The sequence below is a fragment of the Acetomicrobium sp. S15 = DSM 107314 genome, from assembly GCF_016125955.1.
Taxonomy (GTDB): Bacteria; Synergistota; Synergistia; order Synergistales; family Thermosynergistaceae; genus Thermosynergistes; species Thermosynergistes pyruvativorans.
Map to the genome: position 1 here is coordinate 1 of NZ_JADEVE010000215.1, position 21,609 is coordinate 21,609.

Consider the following 21,609-nt stretch of genomic DNA (forward strand, 5'->3'; position numbering starts at 1 on the left):
ACTTAATAAGCAACTACGACCGCTACGGGAAGGTCGATTCCCTCTTAGGAGAAAACGTACAAACGATTTCATCCAAAGAGAAAGCCGAAAAGTGCGTGGACGCAATTGTAAGCCTCATGAAGTCTTTGGACATGCCCTTAAAGCTGCGAGACGTGGGAGTCAAAGAAGACACGCTCGAAAAGATGGGCAAAGACACAATGCTTCAGACCAGGCTTTTAGCCCATAACCCGAGGGAGGTGAAAGAAGAAGACGCCATAAGGTTTTTCAAGGAGGCGTATTGATTGCTCTTCTTGTTTTAGGACATGAATCAAAGGCCTTTGACCTTAGGAGAACTATGATTGGGGGGTTGTTGGGTGGATAGGTTTATATATTTCGCCGCTTTGTGTTTTAGCAAACTTAACTTAGCTAAGCAGTATTTGATCTTGTATCTATGATGTTATATATTTGACATTAAGAATTTTTAATCTTTTGTTGTTTAGATTTGAATACAAAGCGAGATAAGAAGCAGATCTATATAGATAAAAACCGAGGAGGTCTTAGCTCGATTTTGAAAGCTAATTTGGCAAATAAGCGGAAGGAGGAATAGAGAGATGGCGATATATCGTCGCGAAAGCGGGATGGATATTGAACAGCCTTATTGGCCTTTGGGCATATTCAAAGTAAGATTGCCGCTGGTTCACTATAGGTGGGAATGGCCGGAATGTATTCAGGGGATCCTCCTTTGTGCCACGTGTTTGGGTGCCATACCAGTTTTGACCGAGGTTTTGGGTGTTCCATTCGAAATAGCCTGGGGAATGGTTATAATTAATGGATTTTTATATATGCTTCATGCTCATTTGGGGGATCCCGTTGTGCCAGGATGGATTACGCCCGCCATTCCTTTGGTGGTAGCTTGGCTCAACACTTATGCTATAGGGCCGGAGAGGACCAAAGCCTTAGTGGCGCTTCAGCTTTCCATTGGTATTTTCTTTGTCTTCATGGGTATTACCGGGCTAGCCAAGCGTCTGATAGCTATGGTGCCAAATTCCCTCAAGGCAGGTATACTTCTTGGTGCCGGTTTCGCAGCAGTTATGGGGGAATTTCGCCCGGGTGGGCGCTTTGGGCAATTTCCTTTTACGTTGGCTTTGAGTGGCTTATTTGCTTATTATTTACTTTTTTCTAAAAGCTTTACAGACGTGCGGGAAAAGCATCCTTTCTTAAATAAAGCTGGAAGATTTGGAATGTTACCTGCTTTAGTTCTAGCGATAATCTTGGGGCCGTTATTCGGAGAATTATCTATTCCTAAGGTCGAGATTGGGAATATATTTTTCCTCCCTCCCATCAGGGAGATAATAAATTATGTCAGTCCATTTGCTATCGGATTTCCCTCCTTGGCTATATTCTTGAACGCCCTTCCTCTCATGTTTTCCGCCTATATTATAGCCTTTGGTGATTTTGTTACCGCTGAAGCCTTAATAACTGAGGCGGATAAAGCAAGAAGAGATGAAAAGATTGACTTCAACGCGGATCGCTCTAATCTGATAAGCGGTGTTCGCAACATAATCGAGGCACTGATTTCGCCGTACACTCAGTTGTGCGGTCCCTTGTGGGCAGCCGTCACTGCCTCTGTAGCACAGCGATACCAAGAGGGAAGAGAAGGAATGGACTCCATCTTTAGCGGCGCTGGCACATTTAGGGTTACCACATTCATTGCTGTTGCTACGATACCAGTGGTAACTCTAGTGAGGCCGATCCTGCCGGTTGCGCTCTCTATCACGTTGTTGGTGCAAGGATTTGTATGTGCCAGGGTGGGGATGAACATGATCCGCACAAATGAGGAGATGGGGGTAGCTGGCGTCATGGCCGCCGTTTTGGCCATCAGAGGAGCTGCCTGGGGGTTAGCTGTGGGAATATTACTCTATCTGTTAGTGCAGTATCGAAGGGGTAAAGAATAAAGTTTCGCCGAGTCATCGTTTGTCGAAGCTTTGCGTTCAACGCGAGGAGCTTATTCCGAGCGCCGAGGAGAAATCGGACGAGGAAAGGTTGATTCACTAAACCCCTCAAGCAGAGTCTTGAGGGGTTTAGCTTGGAAGAGATGTGGTAATATTAATGAAATGGCATAAATATCGTTAAATGGGGGGTTTTTCATGCCGTATGGTTACAATGGTAAAATTTTGCGGGTGAACTTGAGCGATGCGAGCATTAAAACAGAGGAGTTCGACGAAGCATTCTATCGCACCTATATGGGGGGCTCGGGTCTAATTGTCTATTACCTGCTGAAGGAGCTTAAACCTAAGGTAGATCCGCTTTCTCCCGACAACATTCTGATATTTGCCTCTGGTGCACTGACAGGGGCGCGCGTGGGAGGAATGTGCAGGTATGCCGTAGGAGCCAAATCTCCACTGACTGGTGGCTTTGGCGAATCGGAAGCCGGTGGCTTCTGGGGGCCGGAGCTGAAGACGGCGGGCTTTGACGCTATCGTAATAGAGGGGAAGGCTGAAAAGCCCGTGTATCTGTATGTTAAGGATGGGTCGGCAGAAGTTCGCGACGCCTCTCACCTCTGGGGAAAAACAACTGGAGAAACTCAGGAAGCTATCAGAAATGAGGTGGGAGACTCCAGAGTCAGGGTGGCACAGATCGGCCCAGCAGGGGAGAGGATGGTGCGGTTTGCCTGCGTAACCAATAACCTCAAACATTTTAATGGCAGAAACGGCCTTGGGGCGGTTATGGGATCTAAGAATTTGAAGGCCGTAGCCGTAAGAGGAACTAAAGACGTGCCGGCAGCCGATCCGACCACTCTATCCGAGATCGCCAGGAGGTTAGCCAAGGCGGTCCAAGAAAACCCTCTCGCCAAGGGTCTCTACGAATGGGGCACAGCCGCTGCGGTGACAGGAAACAACGCTTTAGGTATCCTTCCGACCAAGAATTTCCACTATGGCGAGTTTGAGAAGGCACAAAATATCAGTGCCGCAAGGATGGTAGACACCATCTTGGCGGCGAGAGAAGGGTGTTTCGCTTGCCCGGTGCGCTGTAAGCGCGTTGTGCGCTCAGAAGAACACGGGATTGATCCCGCTTATGGCGGACCAGAATATGAAACACTTGCTGCCCTCGGCTCTCTTTGCATGGTTGATGACTTAAACGCGGTTGCCTTAGGAAATCAGATTTGCAATCAATATACCATGGATACTATAAGCGCTGGCATGGTTATAGCGTGGGCTATGGAATGCTTCGAGGCCGGTATATTGACAAAGTCCGATACAGACGGCATAGAACTTACCTTTGGCAACGCTCAGGCGATGTTGCAGATGTTGGAGAAAATTGGCAAACGAGAGGGTTTTGGTGACATATTGGCCGAAGGTTCGGTCAGGGCCGCTCAGAAAGTAGGTAGAGGTTCTGATAAATGCGTCCTCGCCATAAAGGGGCAGGAGCTGCCCATGCATGACCCAAGAGGCAAGTATGCGGTGGGTTTGGGATATGCGACCTGTGAGCGTGGTGCTGACCATATGGTTGTGGGCCATGACACGATGTTAAATACCGAAAGCTATAGCTTTGTAAACACCATGCCTCCTATGGGGGTTTATTCTCCCACGAGTGCAACGGAGTATTCACCACTCAAAGTCAGGACGTTCACATATTTGAGCTATTGGTGGAGTTTTTTCAACGAGGCTGGAATATGCCAATTTGTCCCCGTTCCGAGGAGCGCCATGCCCATTTCCGATGTGTTGGGCGCATTAAAGGCTTACACTGGCTGGAACACCTCCCTTTGGGAGGTCATGAAGGCCGGCGAAAGAGGTATAACCATGGCGAGGGTCTTTAACCTGAGGGAAGGATTTTCGGCAAGCGACGACAAGTTCCCGGAGAGGCTTCATCAGCCGTTAGAGAACGGTGCCATGAAAGGTGCTTTTGTGCCTAAGGAAGATCTAAACAAAGCCATAAAACTTTATTACAGCATGATGGGCTGGGACGAAAATGGTGTCCCCACCGAAGAGAAGCTGCTTGAGTTGGGGCTTGATTGGCTGGTGCAAAAATGAGTTGAGCATCTTTTGCTTATGAGGTCGCCCGTTTTTGGGAGGCCTCATAAGCGCGCAGAAGATTTTAAGGAGGGAGCGCAATGGGTGAGCTGAGCTGCGATGTTGAGTCAAGAGTCCGCAATGCGTCTTTGCGTTCTCGCATTATGTCTCCTCAAGAAGCTGCCAAAATTGTAAAGGATGGCATGTGTGTAGGGTGTAGCGGGTTTACCCCATCCGGCTATCCTAAAGCTGTGCCGCTGGCCGTGGCAGAGAGGGTGCGCAAGGGAGAAAGACTGCAAATAACCCTCTGGACCGGAGCTTCCGTGGGGCCGGAACTCGACGGAGAGCTCACTGAAGCTGGGGCCATACTCAGACGCTTTCCGTATCAGACCGAAGAGCGGATAAGGAAGGCCATCAACGAGGGCAGAGTGTCGTTCCAAGACCTCCATCTCTCCATGACTGCCCAAAATATGCGATACGGCTTCTACGGCAATATGGATTTGGCCATCGTCGAAGCTGTGGCCGTAACCGAAGAAGGTCATCTCATTCCGTCCACATCCGTCGGCAACTCTCCTACCTTTGTCAAGAAAGCAAAAGAAGTGATTGTGGAGATCAATCTCACCCAGCCATTGGAGCTCGAAGGGTTACACGATATCCACATCCCGGATGACCCGCCAAACAGAAAACCCATACCGATCGTAAAGGTGGGCGATCGCGTGGGTACGCCGTACATAGAGTGCGGTACGGACAAAATTGCAGCTATAGTATTCTGCGATATACCCGACAAACAACGCCCTCTATCTTCTATAGACGAGACGAGCGGGCGAATGGCCCAAAATTTGTTAGACCTTTTAGATTTGGAAGTAAAGGCAGCTCGATTGCCCAAAAAACTCTTACCCTTGCAATCGGGAGTCGGAAGCGTCGCTAATGCCGTGATGGCAGGGCTTATGGAATGGCCTGCTGACGGCCTTTTGGTTTACACAGAGGTCATTCAGGATTCTGTTTTGGATCTATTCGATGCTGGGAAGTTAGATTTCGCCTCGGGAACGTCTTTCACCCCGAGCCCTCAAGGAGCTCAGAGGCTTTATTCCAACCTCACAGGATACAGAAACAAGGTGCTGCTGCGACCTCAAGAGATAAGCAATCACCCCGAGGTCATAAGGCGATTGGGGGTCATCTCGATGAACACGGCCATAGAGGTGGATATATACGGTCATGTCAATTCCACCATGGTGTCTGGCACTCGGATGATGAACGGCATCGGCGGCTCCGGCGACTTTGCCAGAAACGCGTATCTTTCCATTTTTCTCTGTCCCTCTACGGCAAAAGGCGATGCCGTTTCCAGGGTTGTTCCGTTCTGCTCTCATGTGGACCACACGGAACACGATGTGGATGTAGTGGTGACGGAGTATGGTGTAGCTGACCTGCGAGGGCTCTCTCCTCGCGAGCGTGCCCGCCAGATTGTAGAAAAGTGCGCTCACCCGGACTACAGACCGCTCTTAGAAGATTACATGCGAAGGGCTGAATCCAAGGGAGGCCACGAGCCTCACCTCTTAGACGAATGTTTCTCTAAGCGCCTTCGCGAGAAGTAGCTCTTATTTCTTTGCGATATCCTTGCTTTGTTGGTACCTTTAAAGATTTTAACGCTATCGAACGGCCATGCGGCTTGCCAAGAAGGCATTCTCAAGAAGAAGGGGAGAATAAACCCGTGAGAATAGGTTTCATCGGATTGGGGACCATGGGGAGCCGAATGGCATCTCGTTTACTTGATTCAGGATATCCCCTCTTGGTTTACAATCGAACTGCGGCCAAGCTGAAACCTCTAATTGTCGAGGGAGCTCTGGCCGCAAGCTCCGTCGATGAGGTTTCGAAAGAAGCGGATGTGCTGTTCACCAGCTTGTCCATGCCCGCCGATGCAGAAGAAGTTTACTTGGGCGAAAACGGGGTTTTATCAAAAGGGCATGAAGAATTGGTCTGCGTAGATTGCACTACTGTAGGCGTAGATACTAGCCGGAAGATCTATGCCGAAGCGGTCAAGCGAAGGATTTTTTATCTGGACGCTCCGGTCAGCGGCGGCCCGGAGGGGGCCGAAAAGGGAACTCTGACTGTTATGGTAGGGGGAGACCGCGAGGCTTTCATCAGGGTGGAACCAGTGTTGAGAGTTATTGGGGAAAATATTCAATATTTAGGGGAAAGTGGTTCGGGGAGCGCGGCAAAGTTGGTCAATCAATACTTGGTGGCGGTCAATCTCCTGGCCGCTGCGGAGGCGATGGTCGCTGCGGGGAAAATCGGGCTGAACCAAAAGCAGCTCTACGAACTGCTGCGTGTCAGTTACGGTCAAAGCAGGATGTTAGAACGCCTCATGGAGCAATTTGTCCTCCCAGGCAACTTTGAACCCGGAGGCGCGATGAAATACCTGCTGAAAGATTTGCGCCTTTCAAATAAGCTGCTCTCTCAAAGCGGCATGGAGCCGATATCTGGCAAGGTTGCCCAGGATGCCTATGAAAAAGCCTTCTTGGCCGGGTGGGGAGACAAAGACATGGCCTCCATATATTGTTGGCTGGCAGATAAGCTTGCTGACTGATTTAGTTTACGATAACCCATGTGATATCTACAAGGTAAATGATGCTACCTGCGAGATGCAGCGTATGGTAGTAAAGCATAGATAGGAGGTAATACATCATGGAAAACCTGCACATTGATGCAAAAAGGGTGAAAGAACTGGACAAAAAATACAACCTTCACTCCTGGAGCGCCCAAGGCGCCCTTGACCCGGCTGTAATAACGAAGGCAGAAGGGATATATCTTTGGGATGCAAACGGCAAGCGATATTTTGACATGTCCTCCCAGCTCGTTAACGTTAACATCGGCCACGGCAATAAGAAGGTTATAGAGGCCATAAAGCTTCAGGCAGAGAAACTGCCTTATCTTGAACCTAAGTATGCCATAGACGTAAGAGCAGAGCTCGCCAGGAAGGTTATAGAAGAAGTGGCTCCAGAAAATATGGGAAAGGTCTTTTTTACCCTCGGAGGCGCCGACGCCAACGAAAATGCCATCAAGATAGCGAGGATGTATACGGGTCGCAACAAGATCTTTTCCCGCTACCGCTCCTACCATGGCGCCACATACGGTGCTGCAAACCTGACGGGCGAACCGAGGAGATTCCCATCGGAACCCGGCATCCCAGGTTTTGTGAAGTTCTTTGACCCTTACCTTTATAGGGCCGGCATTGACTTCCCCAGCGAGGAAGCTGCAAGCAAATACTACGTAGACAAGTTCAGAGAGCAAGTCTTATACGAGGGGCCTAAAAACGTGGCTGCCGTGTTTTTGGAAACCGTCACTGGCAGTAACGGCGTGATCATACCTCCTAAAGGATATTTAACCGGCATAAGGGAAGTATGCGACGAATTTGGGATAGTTATGGTATGTGACGAAGTCATGTGCGGATGGGGCAGGACGGGCGAGTGGTTTGCGGTAAATAACTGGAACGTTAAGCCTGACATTATCACATTTGCCAAGGGCATAACCTGCGGCTATGTGCCTTTGGGCGGCGTAATCGTGAGTAAGGAGATCGCTTCACACTTTGACGATCATCCCCTCCTGTGTGGCCTCACCTACAGCGCTCATCCCATAAGCTGTGCCGCCGGCATAGCCACAATAGACGTGTATAAGGAAGAAAATCTCCTACAGAACTCCAAGGAGATGGGTAGGGTTTTGGGAGAGGAATTGGAGAGGCTCAAGGAAAAGCACGCCTGCGTGGGCGATGTGCGATATATAGGGCTATTTTCCGCTGTTGAGCTCGTTAAGGACAAAAAGACTAAAGAGGCGCTCGTTTCCTACGGGAGCGACCCGGAGCGCATCATGCCAAAGATAATAAGGATGCTCTTCGAGAAGGGCTTTTCTACGTATTCCCACGAGAACATCATAATAGTAGCCCCTCCGCTCATCATAAAAGAAGACGAACTTAGAGAAGCGATGCTCATATTTGACGATGTTTTGGGCTGGGTAGATTCATATGTTGTCGAACAACAGAAAAGTCAGTAAATATAACAATTAGTTTGACCAATGTGTTACAATAGGGCTCGATTGCCGAGCCCTATTTTTTTAAACGATCCCTTGGAGGTGTCATTAGTGAAGCTACTTGAATATCAAGGCAAGGCCCTCTTTTCAGGGCATGGGATTGTCGTGCCACGGGGGAAAGTGGCAAAAACGCCCGAAGAAGCGGAGAAGGTTTTTGAGGAGCTAAGAATACCCGTTGTGGTGAAGGCTCAAGTTACCGCGGGAGGCAGAGGGAAAGCTGGTGGCGTCAAGCTCGCTTCGTCTTCAAGAGAAGTAAAAGAGGCGGCCAGTGCAATCCTCGGTATGAAAATCAAAGGGAATGTCGTAAGGTCACTCCTTGTAGAGGAAGCCTTGGACTTAGATAAAGAGATGTATCTGAGCTTCACAGTTGACAGCAGCAACGGCAATGTACTGTTCATGTTCTCTCCCGAAGGTGGCATGGAGATAGAAGAACTCGCCAGAGAAAAACCCGATCGCCTGCTGAGATGGTACATAGAAGACGTTGGCTCAACCAAGGAATACGAGCTCCGCAATCGTATTAGAAAACTTGGTCTCAGGGGCAAGGAATTGGTTGAGCTCTCTTCGTTGGCTTTTAGGGCATGTCAATGTTTTTACAAGAACGATCTCCTCTTGCTCGAAATAAACCCGCTCTGCCGCCTGAAGGATGGCAGGTTTGTGGCGGCAGACGCCAAGGTCGAAGTCGACGATAATGCTCTGTTCAGACATGAAGAGTTGAAGGCGGTCGAAGAGGTGATTGAAGACCCATTTGAGCGCGAGGCGCGCGAGATCGGCGTCACATATGTAAATGTAGGCGGGAATGTCGGTGTTATCGCCAGTGGGGCAGGGTTGGCCATGAACACCATGGATATACTCTTCGATGAAGGGCTTAAGCCGGCTAACTTCTTAGAGACTGGAGGAGGTATAACGCAGGAATTGATCTTCCGCTCTCTGAAACTTCTCTTTAAGGACGACAACGTTAAGGGCATAATCTTAAATCTCTACGGCGGCGTAAATCCGATGGTTGAAGCTGCAAAGGGTGTCGTTGAAGGGGTCAAGGCAAACACTAAAGCGATCCCCATTGTGGTGAAGCTTTTGGGCAACCAACAGGAAGAAGCTTGGGCCATCCTCGAAAAAGCTGACGTTCCAGTCATAAAGAGCGTCCATACAGAAGAAGCTGTCCTTAAGTTGAAGGAGATGATGGGGGTGGGTTTGCGGTGAGCATTTTTCTTACTGAGGACACTAAAGCTATAGTTCAAGGGATCAGCGGTCGCATAGGGAGAGTTCAGACGAAGTGGATGCTCGAATGTGGCACAAACTTGGTGGCTGGCGTTACGCCCGGCCGAGGTGGCGAAACGGTAGAAGGATTGCCGGTTTATGATTGTGTAGTCGAAGCAGTCGAGAGGCATGGTGCCAACGCTACCGTTATATTCGTCCCGGCACCTTTTGCCAAAGATGCCGTCATGGAAGCTGTAGATGCGGGAATAAAACTCGTGGTAGCAATACCTGAGCACGTGCCGGTCCATGATGCCATAGAACTCAGGAGGGTAGCGAGGGCTCATGGCGCTATCATGCTGGGGCCTAATACTCCAGGGATAATAAGCCCTGGCATCGGAAAGCTCGGTATCATGCCGGCCAACATGTTCAAAAAAGGCAGGATCGGCATAATATCGCGCAGCGGCACCCTCTCTTACGAGGTAGCGGGCCATATAAATGAGGTGGGATACGGAGAGAGCACCTTGGTCGGTATAGGCGGCGATCCGGTAGTCGGAATGGAGCTCTCAGACGTACTCAGAGAGTTTGAGCATGATAAAGATACAGATGCCGTGATCGTCGTCGGCGAGATAGGTGGTAGCGCAGAGGAGAGGGCGGCTGGATATATAAAGCAGATGAACAAGCCCGTCGTAGCCTTCATCACGGGCCGTACCGCTCCAGAGGGCAAGACCATGGGGCATGCCGGCGCGATAATCAGAGGAGGAGAGGGCACCGCCTCTTCTAAGGTGAAGGCACTTTCTGAAGCTGGTGCCTTGGTGGCCTCGAGGATACGCGACATACCAGAACTATTGAAGAAAGCCTTGAGATGAGTTATCTTGAGGTCAAAACCTCGTGAAGGGGGGATCTGTTGTGAAAAGGCCCGTGATTTTAAGCGCTGTGCGCACGGCGGGCGGGAAATTCGGTGGAAGCTTAGCTGCCTTTGAGGCTCCCGAGCTCGGCGCTATAGCGATAGCTGAGGCGGTTAGGCGCGCTGGAGTGGCACCGGACGCCGTCGGAGAAGTCATCATGGGCAACGGATGGCAAGCTGGCGTGGGGCCGAATCCCGCTCGGATCGCCACCGTAAAATCAGGCCTTCCCGTTACCGTTCCGGCATTTACGGTCAACATACGCTGCGGTTCATCGTTGAGGGCGCTCATGTTGGTCTGCGACAGGATTCGCTTGGGGGATATAGCCGTAGGGGTTGGCGGTGGGATGGAGAGCGCTTCCAACGTGCCATATCTCTTGAAGGAAGCTCGGTGGGGGCATCGTATGGGCGACAAGACTTCCCACGATTCCCTTCACAAGGACGGATTTATGTGCCCCTTGGCGGGGATGATGATGGGGGCTACGGCAGAGATCTTGGCCGAGGAGTACAAAATCTCCAGAGAAGAGCAAGACTTTTACGCGCTTGAGAGTCATCGCAGAGCGGTAGCAGCGATGGAGTCGGGCAAGTTCAAGGGCGAAGTTGTGCCTGTGAAGATTAAAAGCAAAAAAGAAGAAATAGCTTTTGATACCGAGGAGATACCCAGGCGCGACACGAGCCTGGAAAAGCTGGCAAAACTTCCACCTATCTATAAAGAAGGTGGGACTATAACGGCAGGGACGAGCTCTGCCCTTTGTGATGCCGGAAGCGCCGTCGTTGTAGCTGATGCTGATTGGGCTCGTGCTAATGGCGCAAAACCCATGGCCGAGGTGCTTGGGTACGATGTTGCGGCTTGCGAGCCGGATCATATGGGTATGGGGCCGGTTTATGCAGTACCTAAAGCGTTGCAGAAGGCAAATCTATCGCTTGAAGATATCGACCTGATAGAGCTGAACGAAGCTTTCGCCGCTCAGGTTCTGGCTGTCCAAAAGGCCATGTCTTTTGATATGTCGAAATGCAATGTCCATGGCGGAGCCATCGCCCTCGGTCACCCCATAGGCGCCACGGGCACTAAGATCTTGGCGACCCTTCTTTATGCGTTGAAGACATACGATAAAGAGCTGGGACTGGCGACGGCGTGCATCGGCGGCGGACAGGGTGTGGCCATGGTGGTTCGCCGCCTATTCTAAAGGAGGGATATTTTTGAAGTTTAGCGTTTCGATAAACAAAAAGTGGTGTAAAGGCTGCGGCATTTGCGTCGCCTTTTGCCCCAAACAGGTGTTGGAAATGCATATAGACGAGGGCAAAGCTTATGTAGCGCGCCCTGAGGATTGTATAGGCTGCAAGATGTGCGAACTCAGATGCCCTGACTTTGCCGTGCAAGTGGAGGAGCGCGCCTCTGTTTGTGAGGCCTGAGGAGCTTGATGGCATATAATGGCGATTGGAGGCAGAAAGTGTGATTAATAAAAACAATGCGTTGCTTATGCAGGGCAATGAGGCTTGCGCGGAAGCGGCAATAAGAGCAGGCTGTCGCTTCTTCGCCGGATATCCGATAACGCCTGCGACGGAGATAGCCGAAATCATGGCTGAGAAGTTGCCCAAGGTTGGAGGCACCTTCGTCCAAATGGAGGACGAGCTTGGCAGCATGGCTGCCATAGTTGGCGCTTCTATAGGGGGCGTAAAATCCATGACGGCCACCAGCGGTCCAGGTTTTACGTTGATGCAAGAAAATATCGGCTATGCTGCCATGGTGCAGATGCCGTGCGTGGTTGTCGATGTACAGAGAGGTGGGCCGAGCACGGGACTTCCCACTCTTCCTGCCCAAGGGGATGTCATGCAGGCCAGATGGGGGACGCACGGCGATCACCCGATAGTGGTGCTTTCGCCTTCTTCGGTGCGCGAGATGTACGATCTCACTATAACGGCCTTTAATTTCGCTGAAAAGTTACGGACGCCCGTCATTTTGCTTTCCGACGCTGTAATAGGTCATCTTCGAGAGAAGGTAATTTTGCCATCCGAAGGCGAGATTAAAATAGAAAACCGCAAATTCCCGAAGGTTCCCCCGGAAGAATACATCCCGTTTTTGCCGGAAGACGATGGAGTGCCGCCCTTTGCGCCGTTGGGGAAGGGGTACCGATATCACATAACGAGCAATACATATGACGATCGTGGTTTCCCCTGCTATGAGCCTCAGGTTGCTGCGAAGCTCATGGATCGCCTGCATGACAAGATTGAAAAGCATAAAGATAAGATCACGCTAACGGACGAATTTCAGATGGAGGACGCAAACGTGGCGATTTTCGCCTATGGATGCACCGCTCGTTCAGCCAGGCGAGCGATGATAATCGCGCGGCAGGAAGGCATCAAAGTGGGAGTGATCAAGGCTAAGACATTGTGGCCTTTCCCGGATAAAGTTGTGAGAGATGCTGGCGAAAGAGTCAAGGCTATCGTTGTGCCGGAGATGAACAAGGGGCAGCTCATCGGCGAGGTGGAGCGCGCAGTCAGGCGTCTGTCTGTGGATGTGGTGCCTCTAAATCGGACAGACGGCCTTATGATAAGTCCTGAGCAGATCCTTGCCAAAGTCAAAGAGGTGGTATAGTTGGCTAATATACTGAACTATATGCGCATAGACAAACTTCCCACCATATGGTGCCCCGGCTGTGGTGATGGTATCGTGGTCGGAAGCTTCATCAGGGCGGTGGACGCTTTGGGTTATTCTAAGGATGAGATGGTCGTAATCACTGGTATAGGTTGCTCTGCCAGGTCAAATGCAATAATGGATTTCAACACATTTCAGACGACTCACGGCAGAGCGGTTGCGTTTGCCACCGGGTTTAAACTTGTAAGACCAGAATTAAAAGTAGCCGTGATAACTGGGGACGGCGATGGCGTCGGCATAGGCGGCAACCACATGATCCATGCGGCCAGGCGCAACATCGATCTTACGGTTATTATGATAAACAACAATATCTACGGCATGACCGGCGGTCAATATTCCCCATTGACCCCTCCTGGCAGCAGGGCCACAACGGCCCCTTACGGCATGGTGGAGTACTCGTTCGACGCTTGTAAACTGCTGATTGGCGCAGAGGCCTCGTTTGTAGCCAGAGGAACTGCTTATCACGTGCAACAGCTCGACGAAGTGATCAAGGAAGCCCTCTCTCACAAGGGGTTTTCTTTCGTAGAAGTGATGACTCAATGTCCTACGGGCTTCGGCAGGCGCAATAAGATGGGAAACCCTGCAGAGATGATGAAGTGGCAGCGCGACCATGCAGTTCCTGTCTCTGCAGCTGCCAAACTTCCCCCTGAGAAGCTGAAGGACAAGTTTGTGATAGGCGTGTTGCATAAAGAGGAAAAACCGGACTTTGGAGAAATTTATGCCAGGGCCGTCGCACGTGCACAGGAGGGAGCATGATGGAGCGATACGAAATCCTATTAGCTGGCTCTGGTGGGCAGGGGCTGATGCTCGCCGGTATCATTCTGGCTGAGGCCGCTATACTCGATGGCAAAAATGCCACTCACACGCAATCCTATGGGCCAGAAGCGCGCGGCGGTGCCAGCCGCTCTGAGGTTATAGTGAGCGACGATGAGATAGACTATCCCGAAGTCTCGCATCCTGACCTGTTGCTCGCCATGACTCAAGAATCTGCCGATAAATATGCGCGGCAGCTTAAAGACGGCGGTACCCTCATAATTGATCCTCTATACGTAAAGGAACTACCGTGCGTGAAAGGCGCAGTCTTTAAAATGCCGATAACCGAAACGGCCCGCAACGATGTTGGGCGCGATGTAGTGAGCAATATCGTCGCTTTAGGTGTCATCGCCACTGTCACTAAGATAGTGAGCGAGAAATCATTAGAGCTGGCAGTGCAGGGCCGCGTTCCCAAGGGGACGGAAGAGATGAATCTGAAAGCCCTGAGGGCAGGTTTTGCATTGGGCAAAAGACAAATTTAAACGGGGGTGTAAGTATGAGAGGGAAAAGTTGGAAGAAAGTGCTTTTGGTAGGCGTGGTTTTTCTGTTCGTTGCGGCGAGTGGGCAAATTGCCTATTCTCAAACGAGATTGGTTCAGATAACCGGCGCTACGAGCGGTGGCACTTATTTCCTGTTGGCTAACGCAATAGCTCAGTTACTTAACCATAATATGCCAAATGTCAAAGCCTCGGCGCAATCTACCGCTGGCAGTCCTGTGGAGTTGCGGCTCATCCATAACAAAGAGGCGGATTTCGGAGTCGTCCAAGCCGGCGTGGCTTATGATGCCTTTAATGGCCTCGGTCCCTTCGAGGGGAAAGCGCTCACAAACTTCCGCTCCGTCACCTATCTTTATCCGAATGTCATGCAGGTTCCCGTGCGCAAAGACGCTAACATCAAGTCATTTGCCGACTTCAAAGGAAAGCGCTTCTGTGTAGGGGCTGTCGGCAGCGCTACCGAGCTCAACTCTCGCCACATGGCTCAAGTGTATGGCATGGACTATCAGGAGAGGAAGGATTTTATCCCGGAGTATACGAGCGAGGCTCAGTCTGTGGAACTGCTCAAAAACCGACAGGCTGTAGGAGCAAACATGATCGCCGCACTGGGCTCGTCTACGATGATGGATCTGATGAGCACTGGGGACTTTGAGATATTGGAATTTCCGCCTGAAATCGTCAAAAAGCTTCAGGAACTTTCCCCCGCTTATTTTCCATATACGATTCCCGCTAACGCATATCCAAATCAACCAAAGCCTGTTCAAACATTTGCCGTGGCCAACTGGTTTGTATGCCGTGCTGATTTAGATGAAGACTTTGTATATCAAGTTGTGAAACTTATCTACGAGAACGTAGATTATCTTGCCAAGATTCATAAAGTAGCGGAAAACATTAAACCTGAAAATGCTTTGAGCGGCCAGACCGTAGAGCTTCACCCTGGTGCTGCCAAATACTTTAAAGAGATCGGCGTGCTTAAGTAGATGACATATTGATACTACTGCAGTAGAGGCGCTGGGCTTCGATCGCTATCGGGGCCCAGCGCATACAGGCCTTTTTTGAGCTGTCGATATCGATCGAGAGGTGACTTTGGTTGGACCAGACAGAGGAGACCCAGAAGCAGTCAGAGGATAAGTCTCATACGATAGATCTTGATGAATTGATACGCAAGTATGACGTAGAGTCGCGCTTCAGGAAAGTAACCGGGGGCTCTGAAGTTATAGTCAAAGTGATAGCTGTAAGCATGTCGCTTTTGACGCTCTACATCTTGGGCTTGACCACTCTTCCGTCCATGAAGCAAAAGGCTGTTCACTTAGGTTTTGCGCTATGTCTAACCTTTTTGCTTTACCCTGCCTCTAAAAAGGGGCATGCATCAAATCCTGGCATCTTAGACTATGTATTGGCTATACTCGGTATGGGCGTAAACATTTATTTATTGCTACAATATGATGCTATATCTATACGCGGCGGCATACCGACCCAAATGGACTTGATCATGGGGGCTTGCTGTATATTGTTGGTGTTAGAAGCTGCGCGAAGGGCTGTAGGCATTGAATTGACGGTATTGGCCATTGTCTTTTTGGTTTACGCTTATATGGGGCCCTATTTACCTGCAAGCATTATACATAGAGGTTATTCCATTCAACGACTGATAGAGCATATGTTTATCAGCGCAGAAGGAGTATATGGTATACCCCTTGGAGTTTCGTCAACTTATATAATTCTCTTCATCCTCTTCGGTTCTTTCCTGGCTGAAACCGGTATGAGCAGATTCTTTACAGATTTAGCGATGGCTTTGGCTGGCGGTAGTCCTGGTGGCCCCGCGAAGGTCTCTATATTGGCCAGCGGACTTTTGGGTATGATAAACGGCAGCGCTGCTGCCAACGTAGTTACCACAGGCACATTCACCATCCCTCTCATGAAAAGCGTCGGATATCAATCGTACTTTGCGGGAGCAGTGGAGGCGGCGGCTTCCACTGGCGGTCAGATTCTCCCCCCGGTTATGGGGGCTGTAGCTTTCATCATGGCAGAATTTTTAGGCATTCCCTATATAAAGGTAGCAACGGTGGCTCTTGTGCCTGGCGTTCTTTATTTCTTCTCCGTATGGATGATGGTCCACTTAGAAGCACATAAACAGGGACTTAAGGGCATTCCCAGAGAGGAATTACCTAAAATATGGTTAGTGCTTAAAGATGGAGGGCACCTTTTAATTCCTATAGCTTTACTCATATATCTTCTTGTGGCCCAATATACGCCGATCTATGCTGCGTTCCAAGGTATTATCGCTGCAATAGTTATATCTATGATCCGCAAATCTACAAGGTTGAATTTGAGTAAGACCATAAAGGCGCTTGAGAATGGTGCGAGAAATGTGCTAACCGTTGCGATTGCCTGTGCGACCGTGGGTTTGGTCGTGGGGGTCTTTTCCTTGACAGGGTTGGGATTGCGCCTGGCTGATGTCATCGTCATGCTCTCGCATGATAATCTCATTCTCACGTTAGTCTTGTCCATGGCGGCTTGTATAATATTAGGTATGGGTATGCCCACCACTGCGGCTTATATCGTCACAGCCACCGTAGCGGTTCCAGCGCTTGATGCCTTCGGGGTCTCGCCGGTGGCAGGACATCTTTTTGCCCTTTATTTTGCAGCGCTGTCAGCTGTTACGCCCCCTGTGGCGCTGGCTGCCTATGCAGGAGCCGGTTTGGCCGGCGCTAACCCGAGCAAGGTCGGATGGACTGCAGTGAGGCTTGCTTTGGCGGGATTTATAATCCCATACATGTTTGTCTTTTCGCCATCGCTCATGTTGATGCATCCAAGCGTAACGTGGACTATATTGGCTATCGTCACTGCATCCATAGGTATTGTCTCTTTGGCGTGTTCACTCGAGGGTTTTGTGTTTGGTCGTGTTGGCATGATAGGGCGGGCGTTTCTATTCGCGGCGGCGCTATTTTTAATAAAGCCCGGACTTTACACGGACCTCGTGGGGATCATCATCCTATCCGGTATCGCTCTGCCTCAATGGTTGAACTATAGATCGCGCGCGAAATCTCGATGACGAGATGATTAACTACATAGTAATTGGAGGGGTATCATTATGAGATTCAAGGTAATGGTGGTGCAGAAGGTGCACCAAGCGGGACTTGACATTTTATCCGAAGTGGCTGACGTCGTGATCGCCAGCGATCCCACCCCAGAACAGCTCACACGCGAGGTGGGCGATGTAGACGGCATTTTGGTTCGCTCTACGCCTATAACGAGAAAGGTTTTGGAAGCGGCCCCTAAGCTCAAGGTGGTGGGGCGCCACGGCGTCGGTGTAGATAATGTAGATGTGAAAGCTGCCACAGAGTTAGGTATCGCCGTAGTTTATGCTCCTGGCTCAAATACGATCGCTGTCGCTGAACACACAGCGATGCTCATGTTGGCCATAGCTAAAAATGTCTTTGAGGCAGATAAAGCCCTTAGAGTTGAGCATAATTTTAACTCTCGCTTTTCGATTAAAAGTCTTGAGTTATGCGAAAAAACCCTCGGTTTGGTAGGCATTGGAAAGATTGGACGTGCCGTAGCGCATATTTGCAACCACGGCCTTGGTATGCACGTGATCGCTTATGATCCATATATAACGGAGTCTATGCTTGACAGCAGCCTTCCCATAAGGCTTGTTTCAACCTTAGATGATCTCCTAAAAGAGGCCGACGTCATTAGCCTTCACGCTCCAGCTACGCCTGAAAATTATCGTATGATCGGAGAAAGGGAATTCGGCTTGATGAAAGAGGGCGCAATTTTTATAAACGCTGCCCGCGGTTCTTTGGTCGACGAAGGTGCTTTGTATAAAGCGCTTAAATCTGGAAAATTGGCCGGTGCCGGCCTTGATGTCTTTGATCCCGAGCCGCCCTTACCTACAAACCCGCTATTTTCGCTTCCCAACGTGATCGTTACCCCTCATATGGCAGCTCACACCGGTGAAGCCCTAAAAAGAATGGCCGTTATGGCGGCCGAGGGAATAGCTCAGGTCTTAAAGGGTAATCGACCTACTCATCTGGCAAATCCTGAAGTTTGGGAAAAGAGGAGGAAATGACAGTGGTCAGCGTAGTGAAAAAGCTTTTATGCGATATGCCAATCCCTCGGATGGTGAAGATAAGACAGCGTTTTGAAAGGCCAAAGATAGAAGATGTAGCTTCAGAGCTCGTTAAAAAGCTGAAAGATAAGGGAGTGCTTTCTGCAATAAAGGCGGGGCAAAGCATAGCCATAGGCGTGGGGAGCAGGGGGATAACAAACCTACCACTCATGGTGAAAACGCTGGTCGGCGCCATAAAGGACGCAGGAGGCGAGCCATTCATTGTGCCAGCAATGGGAAGTCACGGCGGCGCTACGGCGGAGGGACAAAAAGGCGTGCTTGAGCGCCTTGGCGTGACGGAGGAATATGTAGGAGCGCCTATCCGTTCTTCCATGGAGGTCGTCGAGATCGGGCGCACTTCAAAGGGGCTTCCCGTTCGCATAGATAAGCACGCCTTGAGCGCCGATCATATCGTCATAATTAACAGGATCAAGCTGCATACTACCTTCAGGGGCAAATACGAAAGCGGTCTCATGAAGATGATTACTATAGGCCTCGGCAAACAAGCTGGCGCCGAAATATGCCATGAACTGGGTTTTGAGCAGATGGCAGAAAATGTGGTGGATATAGCTAAAGTGGCCTTACAAAAGATGAATTTGCTTTTCGCCGTGGGAATTATCGAAAACGCTTATCACGAGACCGCAAAGATAGCAGTGTTGAAAAAAGACGAAATCGAGGAAGAGGAGCCGAAGCTGTTAGAAGAAGCCAAAAGGCTCTACCCGAAGATTCCCTTCGATTCGCTGGACGTGCTGATCATAGATGAGATCGGCAAAGATATAAGCGGCACAGGTTTTGATACAAACATAGTTGGCAGATACACCGTACCGACTATGACAGGGGGACCAAACATAAAGAGGGTAGTGGTGTTGGATATTACGGACAAATCCCACGGCAATGGCAATGGCTTGGGTATGGCGGATTTTACGACGATGAGGGCCTTTAAGAAATTCGACTTCGAAGAGACGTATCCCAACCCGTTGACTTCGACGGTTCCTCTGGGGGCAAAAATACCCATGGTTTTAGAAAATGACAAATTAGCCATTCAAGCTGCCGTAAAGACCTCTAACCTTTTAGATAAGACACAGATTAAAATGGCGCGGATCAAAAACACACTTCTCTTGGACGAGTTGGAGGTCTCCGAGAATCTGATCTCGCAAGCCGAGGCGATGAAGCCGTACGTGGAAGTAGCAAGCGGCCCTTATGAGTTCCCGTTCGATGATATGGGGAACTTATTCTGAAAGCACTTAAAACGGTTGCTTAGTAAAAAGATCGTTGTCGATGTAACCTTAAATATTACTTTATACCAGGGAGGTGGAGGAGATGGCATTCAAGAAGGTCATGGTGGTGGGCGCGGGGACGATGGGGCACGGCATTGCTCAGGTCTGTGCTCAGGCTGGGCTCGACGCTGTCCTCATCGATGTGGACAGGCCCTTTGTGGATAGAGCCATAGAGAGGATAAGAAGCGGCCTCGAAAAGCGCGTCGAGAAGGGAAAGATGACGAAAGAAGAGGTCGAGGATATCATGTCCCGTATCAGCGGCGGCACGGAGATCGAGGCAGTCATGTCCAAAGATGTGGACTTCGTGATCGAAGCGGTTGTTGAAGATGTAGAAGTTAAAAGGCAGATATTTGCGAGGTTAGACGCTAACTTCGAGCCGAATGTGATCCTCGCCACAAATACGACAGCTTGTCCCATAACGGAGATCGCTAGCGCAGCAAAACACAGCGACAGGGTCATAGGAATGCACTTCTTCAACCCTCCGGTAGTCATGAAACTCGTCGAGATCATGCCCGCACTGCAGACGTCGAAAGATACTGTGGAAAAAACGAAGGAGCTCGCTGAGTTTTTAGGTAAGACACCTATAGCCATAAAGATTGAGACACCTGCAGGAATAGTGAGCCGCATCTTAGGTGTCCTCCTCAACGAGGCGGTGGTAGCGTATTCCGAAGGTGTGGCCGAGCCCCAAGACATAGATACAGCGATGAAGCTGGGCGCCAACCTGCCTATGGGTCCGCTCGAATTGATCGACATGATAGGCGTGGATGTACACCTCGCTAAGATGGAGACCCTCTTCCGCGAGCTCGGAGACCCGCGTTACCGCCCGCCCTACATACTGAAAAAGATGGTGCGCGCAGGGTATCTGGGGCGCAAGACCGGCAAGGGTTTTTACACATACGAACAGTGACCTCTTAAAGATAAGCTCGGGGAGGGATGAATAATGGATTTCGATCTTAATGAAGAGCAACAGATGATAAAAAAGATGGTGGCGGATTTTGCCGACAAGGAAATCGCGCCCGTTTCAGCCCAGTATGACCAGGAAGAGAAATTTCCAGAAGAGATCGTCAAGAAAATGGGAGCGCTTGGGATATTTGGCACCGTCATTCCGGAGGAATACGGAGGCGGAGGGTTCGACTACATATCGCACGCCCTCGTGGCTGAGGAGTTGGGGCGCGTGGATTCCTCTGTGCGCGGCATCTACTCGGTCCAGATTTCACTTGTAGCGCTTTCAATTTTAAGATGGGGCACGGAAGATCAAAAGCGCACCTATGTACCGAGATTGGCTTCTGGTGAAATATTGGGATGCTTCGGCTTGACCGAGCCTAATTCGGGAAGCGACGTGGCCAGTATGCAGGCAAGCGCCGTCCTCGATGGCGACAGCTACATATTGAACGGCAACAAGATGTGGATTTCAAACGGTTGCGCAGATGTGGCCTTAATATTCGCAAAGACAGACAAGTCTGCCGGCCATAGAGGAATTACTGCCTTCATCGTAGATACGAAGACGCCCGGCTTTTCATCCAGAGATATCCATGGCAAGCTCGGTCTTCGCGCCTCGAGCACTGCTGAACTGATACTTGAAGATGTACGCGTGCCCAAAGAGAACGTCCTCGGCAACCCGGGAGACGGCTTCAAGGTGGCCATGAGTGCCCTCGACAACGGTCGCTATACGGTTGCTGCGGGCTGCGTCGGCACAGCACAGGGGTGTTATGACGCCGCCAAGAAATACGCCTTGGAGAGGGTCCAGTTCGGCAAGCCGATAGCTGGCCATCAGCTCATTCAGGAGCATTTTGCCGAAATGGCCATCAATATCGATGCAGGGCGCTTCTTGGTCTACAGGGCCGGCCACTTAAAAAATAAGGGCGTGCGGTGCACCAGGGAGGTTTCTATGGCTAAACTCTTCTGCGGTGAAATGGTTAATCGAGTGGCGTATAGAGCTATTCAAATATTTGGCGGTTACGGCTTCTCGAATGAATTTCCTGTCGAGCGTTTCTATCGCGATGCAAGGATAAACACGCTTTATGAGGGCACAAGCGAAATACAAAAACTCATCATAGCGAGCAGCGACCTTGGCATATCCGCCTTCGCGTGAGG

19 protein-coding genes are annotated in these 21,609 nt (G+C 50.3%); all 19 read left to right on the plus strand.

The window, feature by feature from the left end; genetic code table 11:
- Positions 1-281, plus strand: a 281-nt coding sequence (locus EZM41_RS05850) for an iron-containing alcohol dehydrogenase (protein ID WP_198470193.1), incomplete at its 5' end; no start/stop codon positions are given.
- Between the two features lie 309 nt (positions 282-590).
- Entirely contained in the window at positions 591-1,934 is a 1,344-nt protein-coding gene (locus tag EZM41_RS05855) for a hypothetical protein (RefSeq protein WP_198470194.1), read from the plus strand.
- Positions 1,935-2,126: 192 nt separating this feature from the next.
- Positions 2,127-4,010 (plus strand): aldehyde ferredoxin oxidoreductase family protein, encoded by a 1,884-nt coding sequence (locus EZM41_RS05860; RefSeq protein ID WP_198470195.1) that lies wholly within the window; start codon positions 2,127-2,129, stop codon positions 4,008-4,010.
- Positions 4,011-4,090: 80 nt separating this feature from the next.
- On the plus strand, positions 4,091-5,581 hold the full coding sequence (locus tag EZM41_RS05865) for an acetyl-CoA hydrolase/transferase family protein (protein ID WP_198470196.1): 1,491 nt from the start codon (positions 4,091-4,093) through the stop codon (positions 5,579-5,581).
- A gap of 116 nt (positions 5,582-5,697) precedes the next feature.
- Positions 5,698-6,573 (plus strand): NAD(P)-binding domain-containing protein, encoded by an 876-nt coding sequence (locus tag EZM41_RS05870; RefSeq protein WP_198470197.1) that lies wholly within the window; start codon positions 5,698-5,700, stop codon positions 6,571-6,573.
- 98 nt (positions 6,574-6,671) lie between these two features.
- On the plus strand, positions 6,672-8,033 hold the full coding sequence (locus EZM41_RS05875; RefSeq protein WP_198470198.1) for an aminotransferase class III-fold pyridoxal phosphate-dependent enzyme: 1,362 nt from the start codon (positions 6,672-6,674) through the stop codon (positions 8,031-8,033).
- A gap of 87 nt (positions 8,034-8,120) precedes the next feature.
- Complete coding sequence (sucC, locus tag EZM41_RS05880; protein WP_198470199.1) at positions 8,121-9,266, plus strand: ADP-forming succinate--CoA ligase subunit beta; 1,146 nt, start codon at positions 8,121-8,123, stop codon at positions 9,264-9,266.
- Positions 9,263-10,129 (plus strand): succinate--CoA ligase subunit alpha, encoded by an 867-nt coding sequence (gene sucD / locus EZM41_RS05885; protein WP_198470200.1) that lies wholly within the window; start codon positions 9,263-9,265, stop codon positions 10,127-10,129. The genes sucC and sucD overlap by 4 nt, the downstream gene beginning before the upstream one ends.
- A 40-nt stretch (positions 10,130-10,169) precedes the next feature.
- Positions 10,170-11,351, plus strand: a complete 1,182-nt coding sequence (locus EZM41_RS05890) for an acetyl-CoA C-acyltransferase (RefSeq protein ID WP_198470201.1) — start codon at positions 10,170-10,172, stop codon at positions 11,349-11,351.
- Between the two features lie 13 nt (positions 11,352-11,364).
- Positions 11,365-11,577 (plus strand): 4Fe-4S dicluster domain-containing protein, encoded by a 213-nt coding sequence (locus EZM41_RS05895; protein ID WP_232619127.1) that lies wholly within the window; start codon positions 11,365-11,367, stop codon positions 11,575-11,577.
- A gap of 40 nt (positions 11,578-11,617) precedes the next feature.
- On the plus strand, positions 11,618-12,760 hold the full coding sequence (locus tag EZM41_RS05900) for a 2-oxoacid:acceptor oxidoreductase subunit alpha (protein WP_342449249.1): 1,143 nt from the start codon (positions 11,618-11,620) through the stop codon (positions 12,758-12,760).
- The gene (locus EZM41_RS05905) at positions 12,761-13,576 is read left to right on the plus strand and encodes a thiamine pyrophosphate-dependent enzyme (protein WP_198470202.1); all 816 of its coding nucleotides are present in this window, start codon (positions 12,761-12,763) and stop codon (positions 13,574-13,576) included.
- Positions 13,576-14,115, plus strand: coding sequence for a 2-oxoacid:acceptor oxidoreductase family protein (locus EZM41_RS05910; protein ID WP_232619128.1), 540 nt, complete (start codon positions 13,576-13,578; stop codon positions 14,113-14,115). Before EZM41_RS05905 ends, EZM41_RS05910 begins: the two co-directional genes overlap by 1 nt.
- 14 nt (positions 14,116-14,129) lie before the next feature.
- Positions 14,130-15,107 (plus strand): TAXI family TRAP transporter solute-binding subunit, encoded by a 978-nt coding sequence (locus EZM41_RS05915; RefSeq protein ID WP_198470204.1) that lies wholly within the window; start codon positions 14,130-14,132, stop codon positions 15,105-15,107.
- A 110-nt stretch (positions 15,108-15,217) separates the two neighbouring features.
- Positions 15,218-17,179 carry a TRAP transporter permease gene (locus tag EZM41_RS05920; RefSeq protein ID WP_198470205.1) on the plus strand — a complete coding sequence of 654 codons (1,962 nt, stop codon included), beginning with the start codon at positions 15,218-15,220 and terminating at the stop codon, positions 17,177-17,179.
- A 39-nt stretch (positions 17,180-17,218) separates the two neighbouring features.
- On the plus strand, positions 17,219-18,199 hold the full coding sequence (locus EZM41_RS05925) for a hydroxyacid dehydrogenase (protein WP_198470206.1): 981 nt from the start codon (positions 17,219-17,221) through the stop codon (positions 18,197-18,199).
- A 2-nt stretch (positions 18,200-18,201) separates the two neighbouring features.
- On the plus strand, positions 18,202-19,476 hold the full coding sequence (locus EZM41_RS05930) for a lactate racemase domain-containing protein (RefSeq protein WP_198470207.1): 1,275 nt from the start codon (positions 18,202-18,204) through the stop codon (positions 19,474-19,476).
- Positions 19,477-19,558: 82 nt separating this feature from the next.
- A complete protein-coding gene (locus tag EZM41_RS05935; protein ID WP_198470208.1) occupies positions 19,559-20,422 on the plus strand; it encodes a 3-hydroxyacyl-CoA dehydrogenase family protein in 864 nt (287 codons plus the stop codon).
- Between the two features lie 33 nt (positions 20,423-20,455).
- The gene (locus EZM41_RS05940; RefSeq protein WP_198470209.1) at positions 20,456-21,607 is read left to right on the plus strand and encodes an acyl-CoA dehydrogenase family protein; all 1,152 of its coding nucleotides are present in this window, start codon (positions 20,456-20,458) and stop codon (positions 21,605-21,607) included.
- The last annotated feature ends 2 nt before the right edge of the window (positions 21,608-21,609 follow it).

Coding starts and splice junctions, on each gene's coding strand:
- EZM41_RS05855 (WP_198470194.1), top strand. CDS start 591: ATGGCGATATATCGTCGCGAAAGCGGGATGGATATTGAACAGCCTTAT.
- EZM41_RS05860 (WP_198470195.1), top strand. CDS start 2,127: ATGCCGTATGGTTACAATGGTAAAATTTTGCGGGTGAACTTGAGCGAT.
- EZM41_RS05865 (WP_198470196.1), top strand. CDS start 4,091: ATGGGTGAGCTGAGCTGCGATGTTGAGTCAAGAGTCCGCAATGCGTCT.
- EZM41_RS05875 (WP_198470198.1), top strand. CDS start 6,672: ATGGAAAACCTGCACATTGATGCAAAAAGGGTGAAAGAACTGGACAAA.
- EZM41_RS05910 (WP_232619128.1), top strand. CDS start 13,576: ATGGAGCGATACGAAATCCTATTAGCTGGCTCTGGTGGGCAGGGGCTG.
- EZM41_RS05915 (WP_198470204.1), top strand. CDS start 14,130: ATGAGAGGGAAAAGTTGGAAGAAAGTGCTTTTGGTAGGCGTGGTTTTT.
- EZM41_RS05925 (WP_198470206.1), top strand. CDS start 17,219: ATGAGATTCAAGGTAATGGTGGTGCAGAAGGTGCACCAAGCGGGACTT.
- EZM41_RS05935 (WP_198470208.1), top strand. CDS start 19,559: ATGGCATTCAAGAAGGTCATGGTGGTGGGCGCGGGGACGATGGGGCAC.
- EZM41_RS05940 (WP_198470209.1), top strand. CDS start 20,456: ATGGATTTCGATCTTAATGAAGAGCAACAGATGATAAAAAAGATGGTG.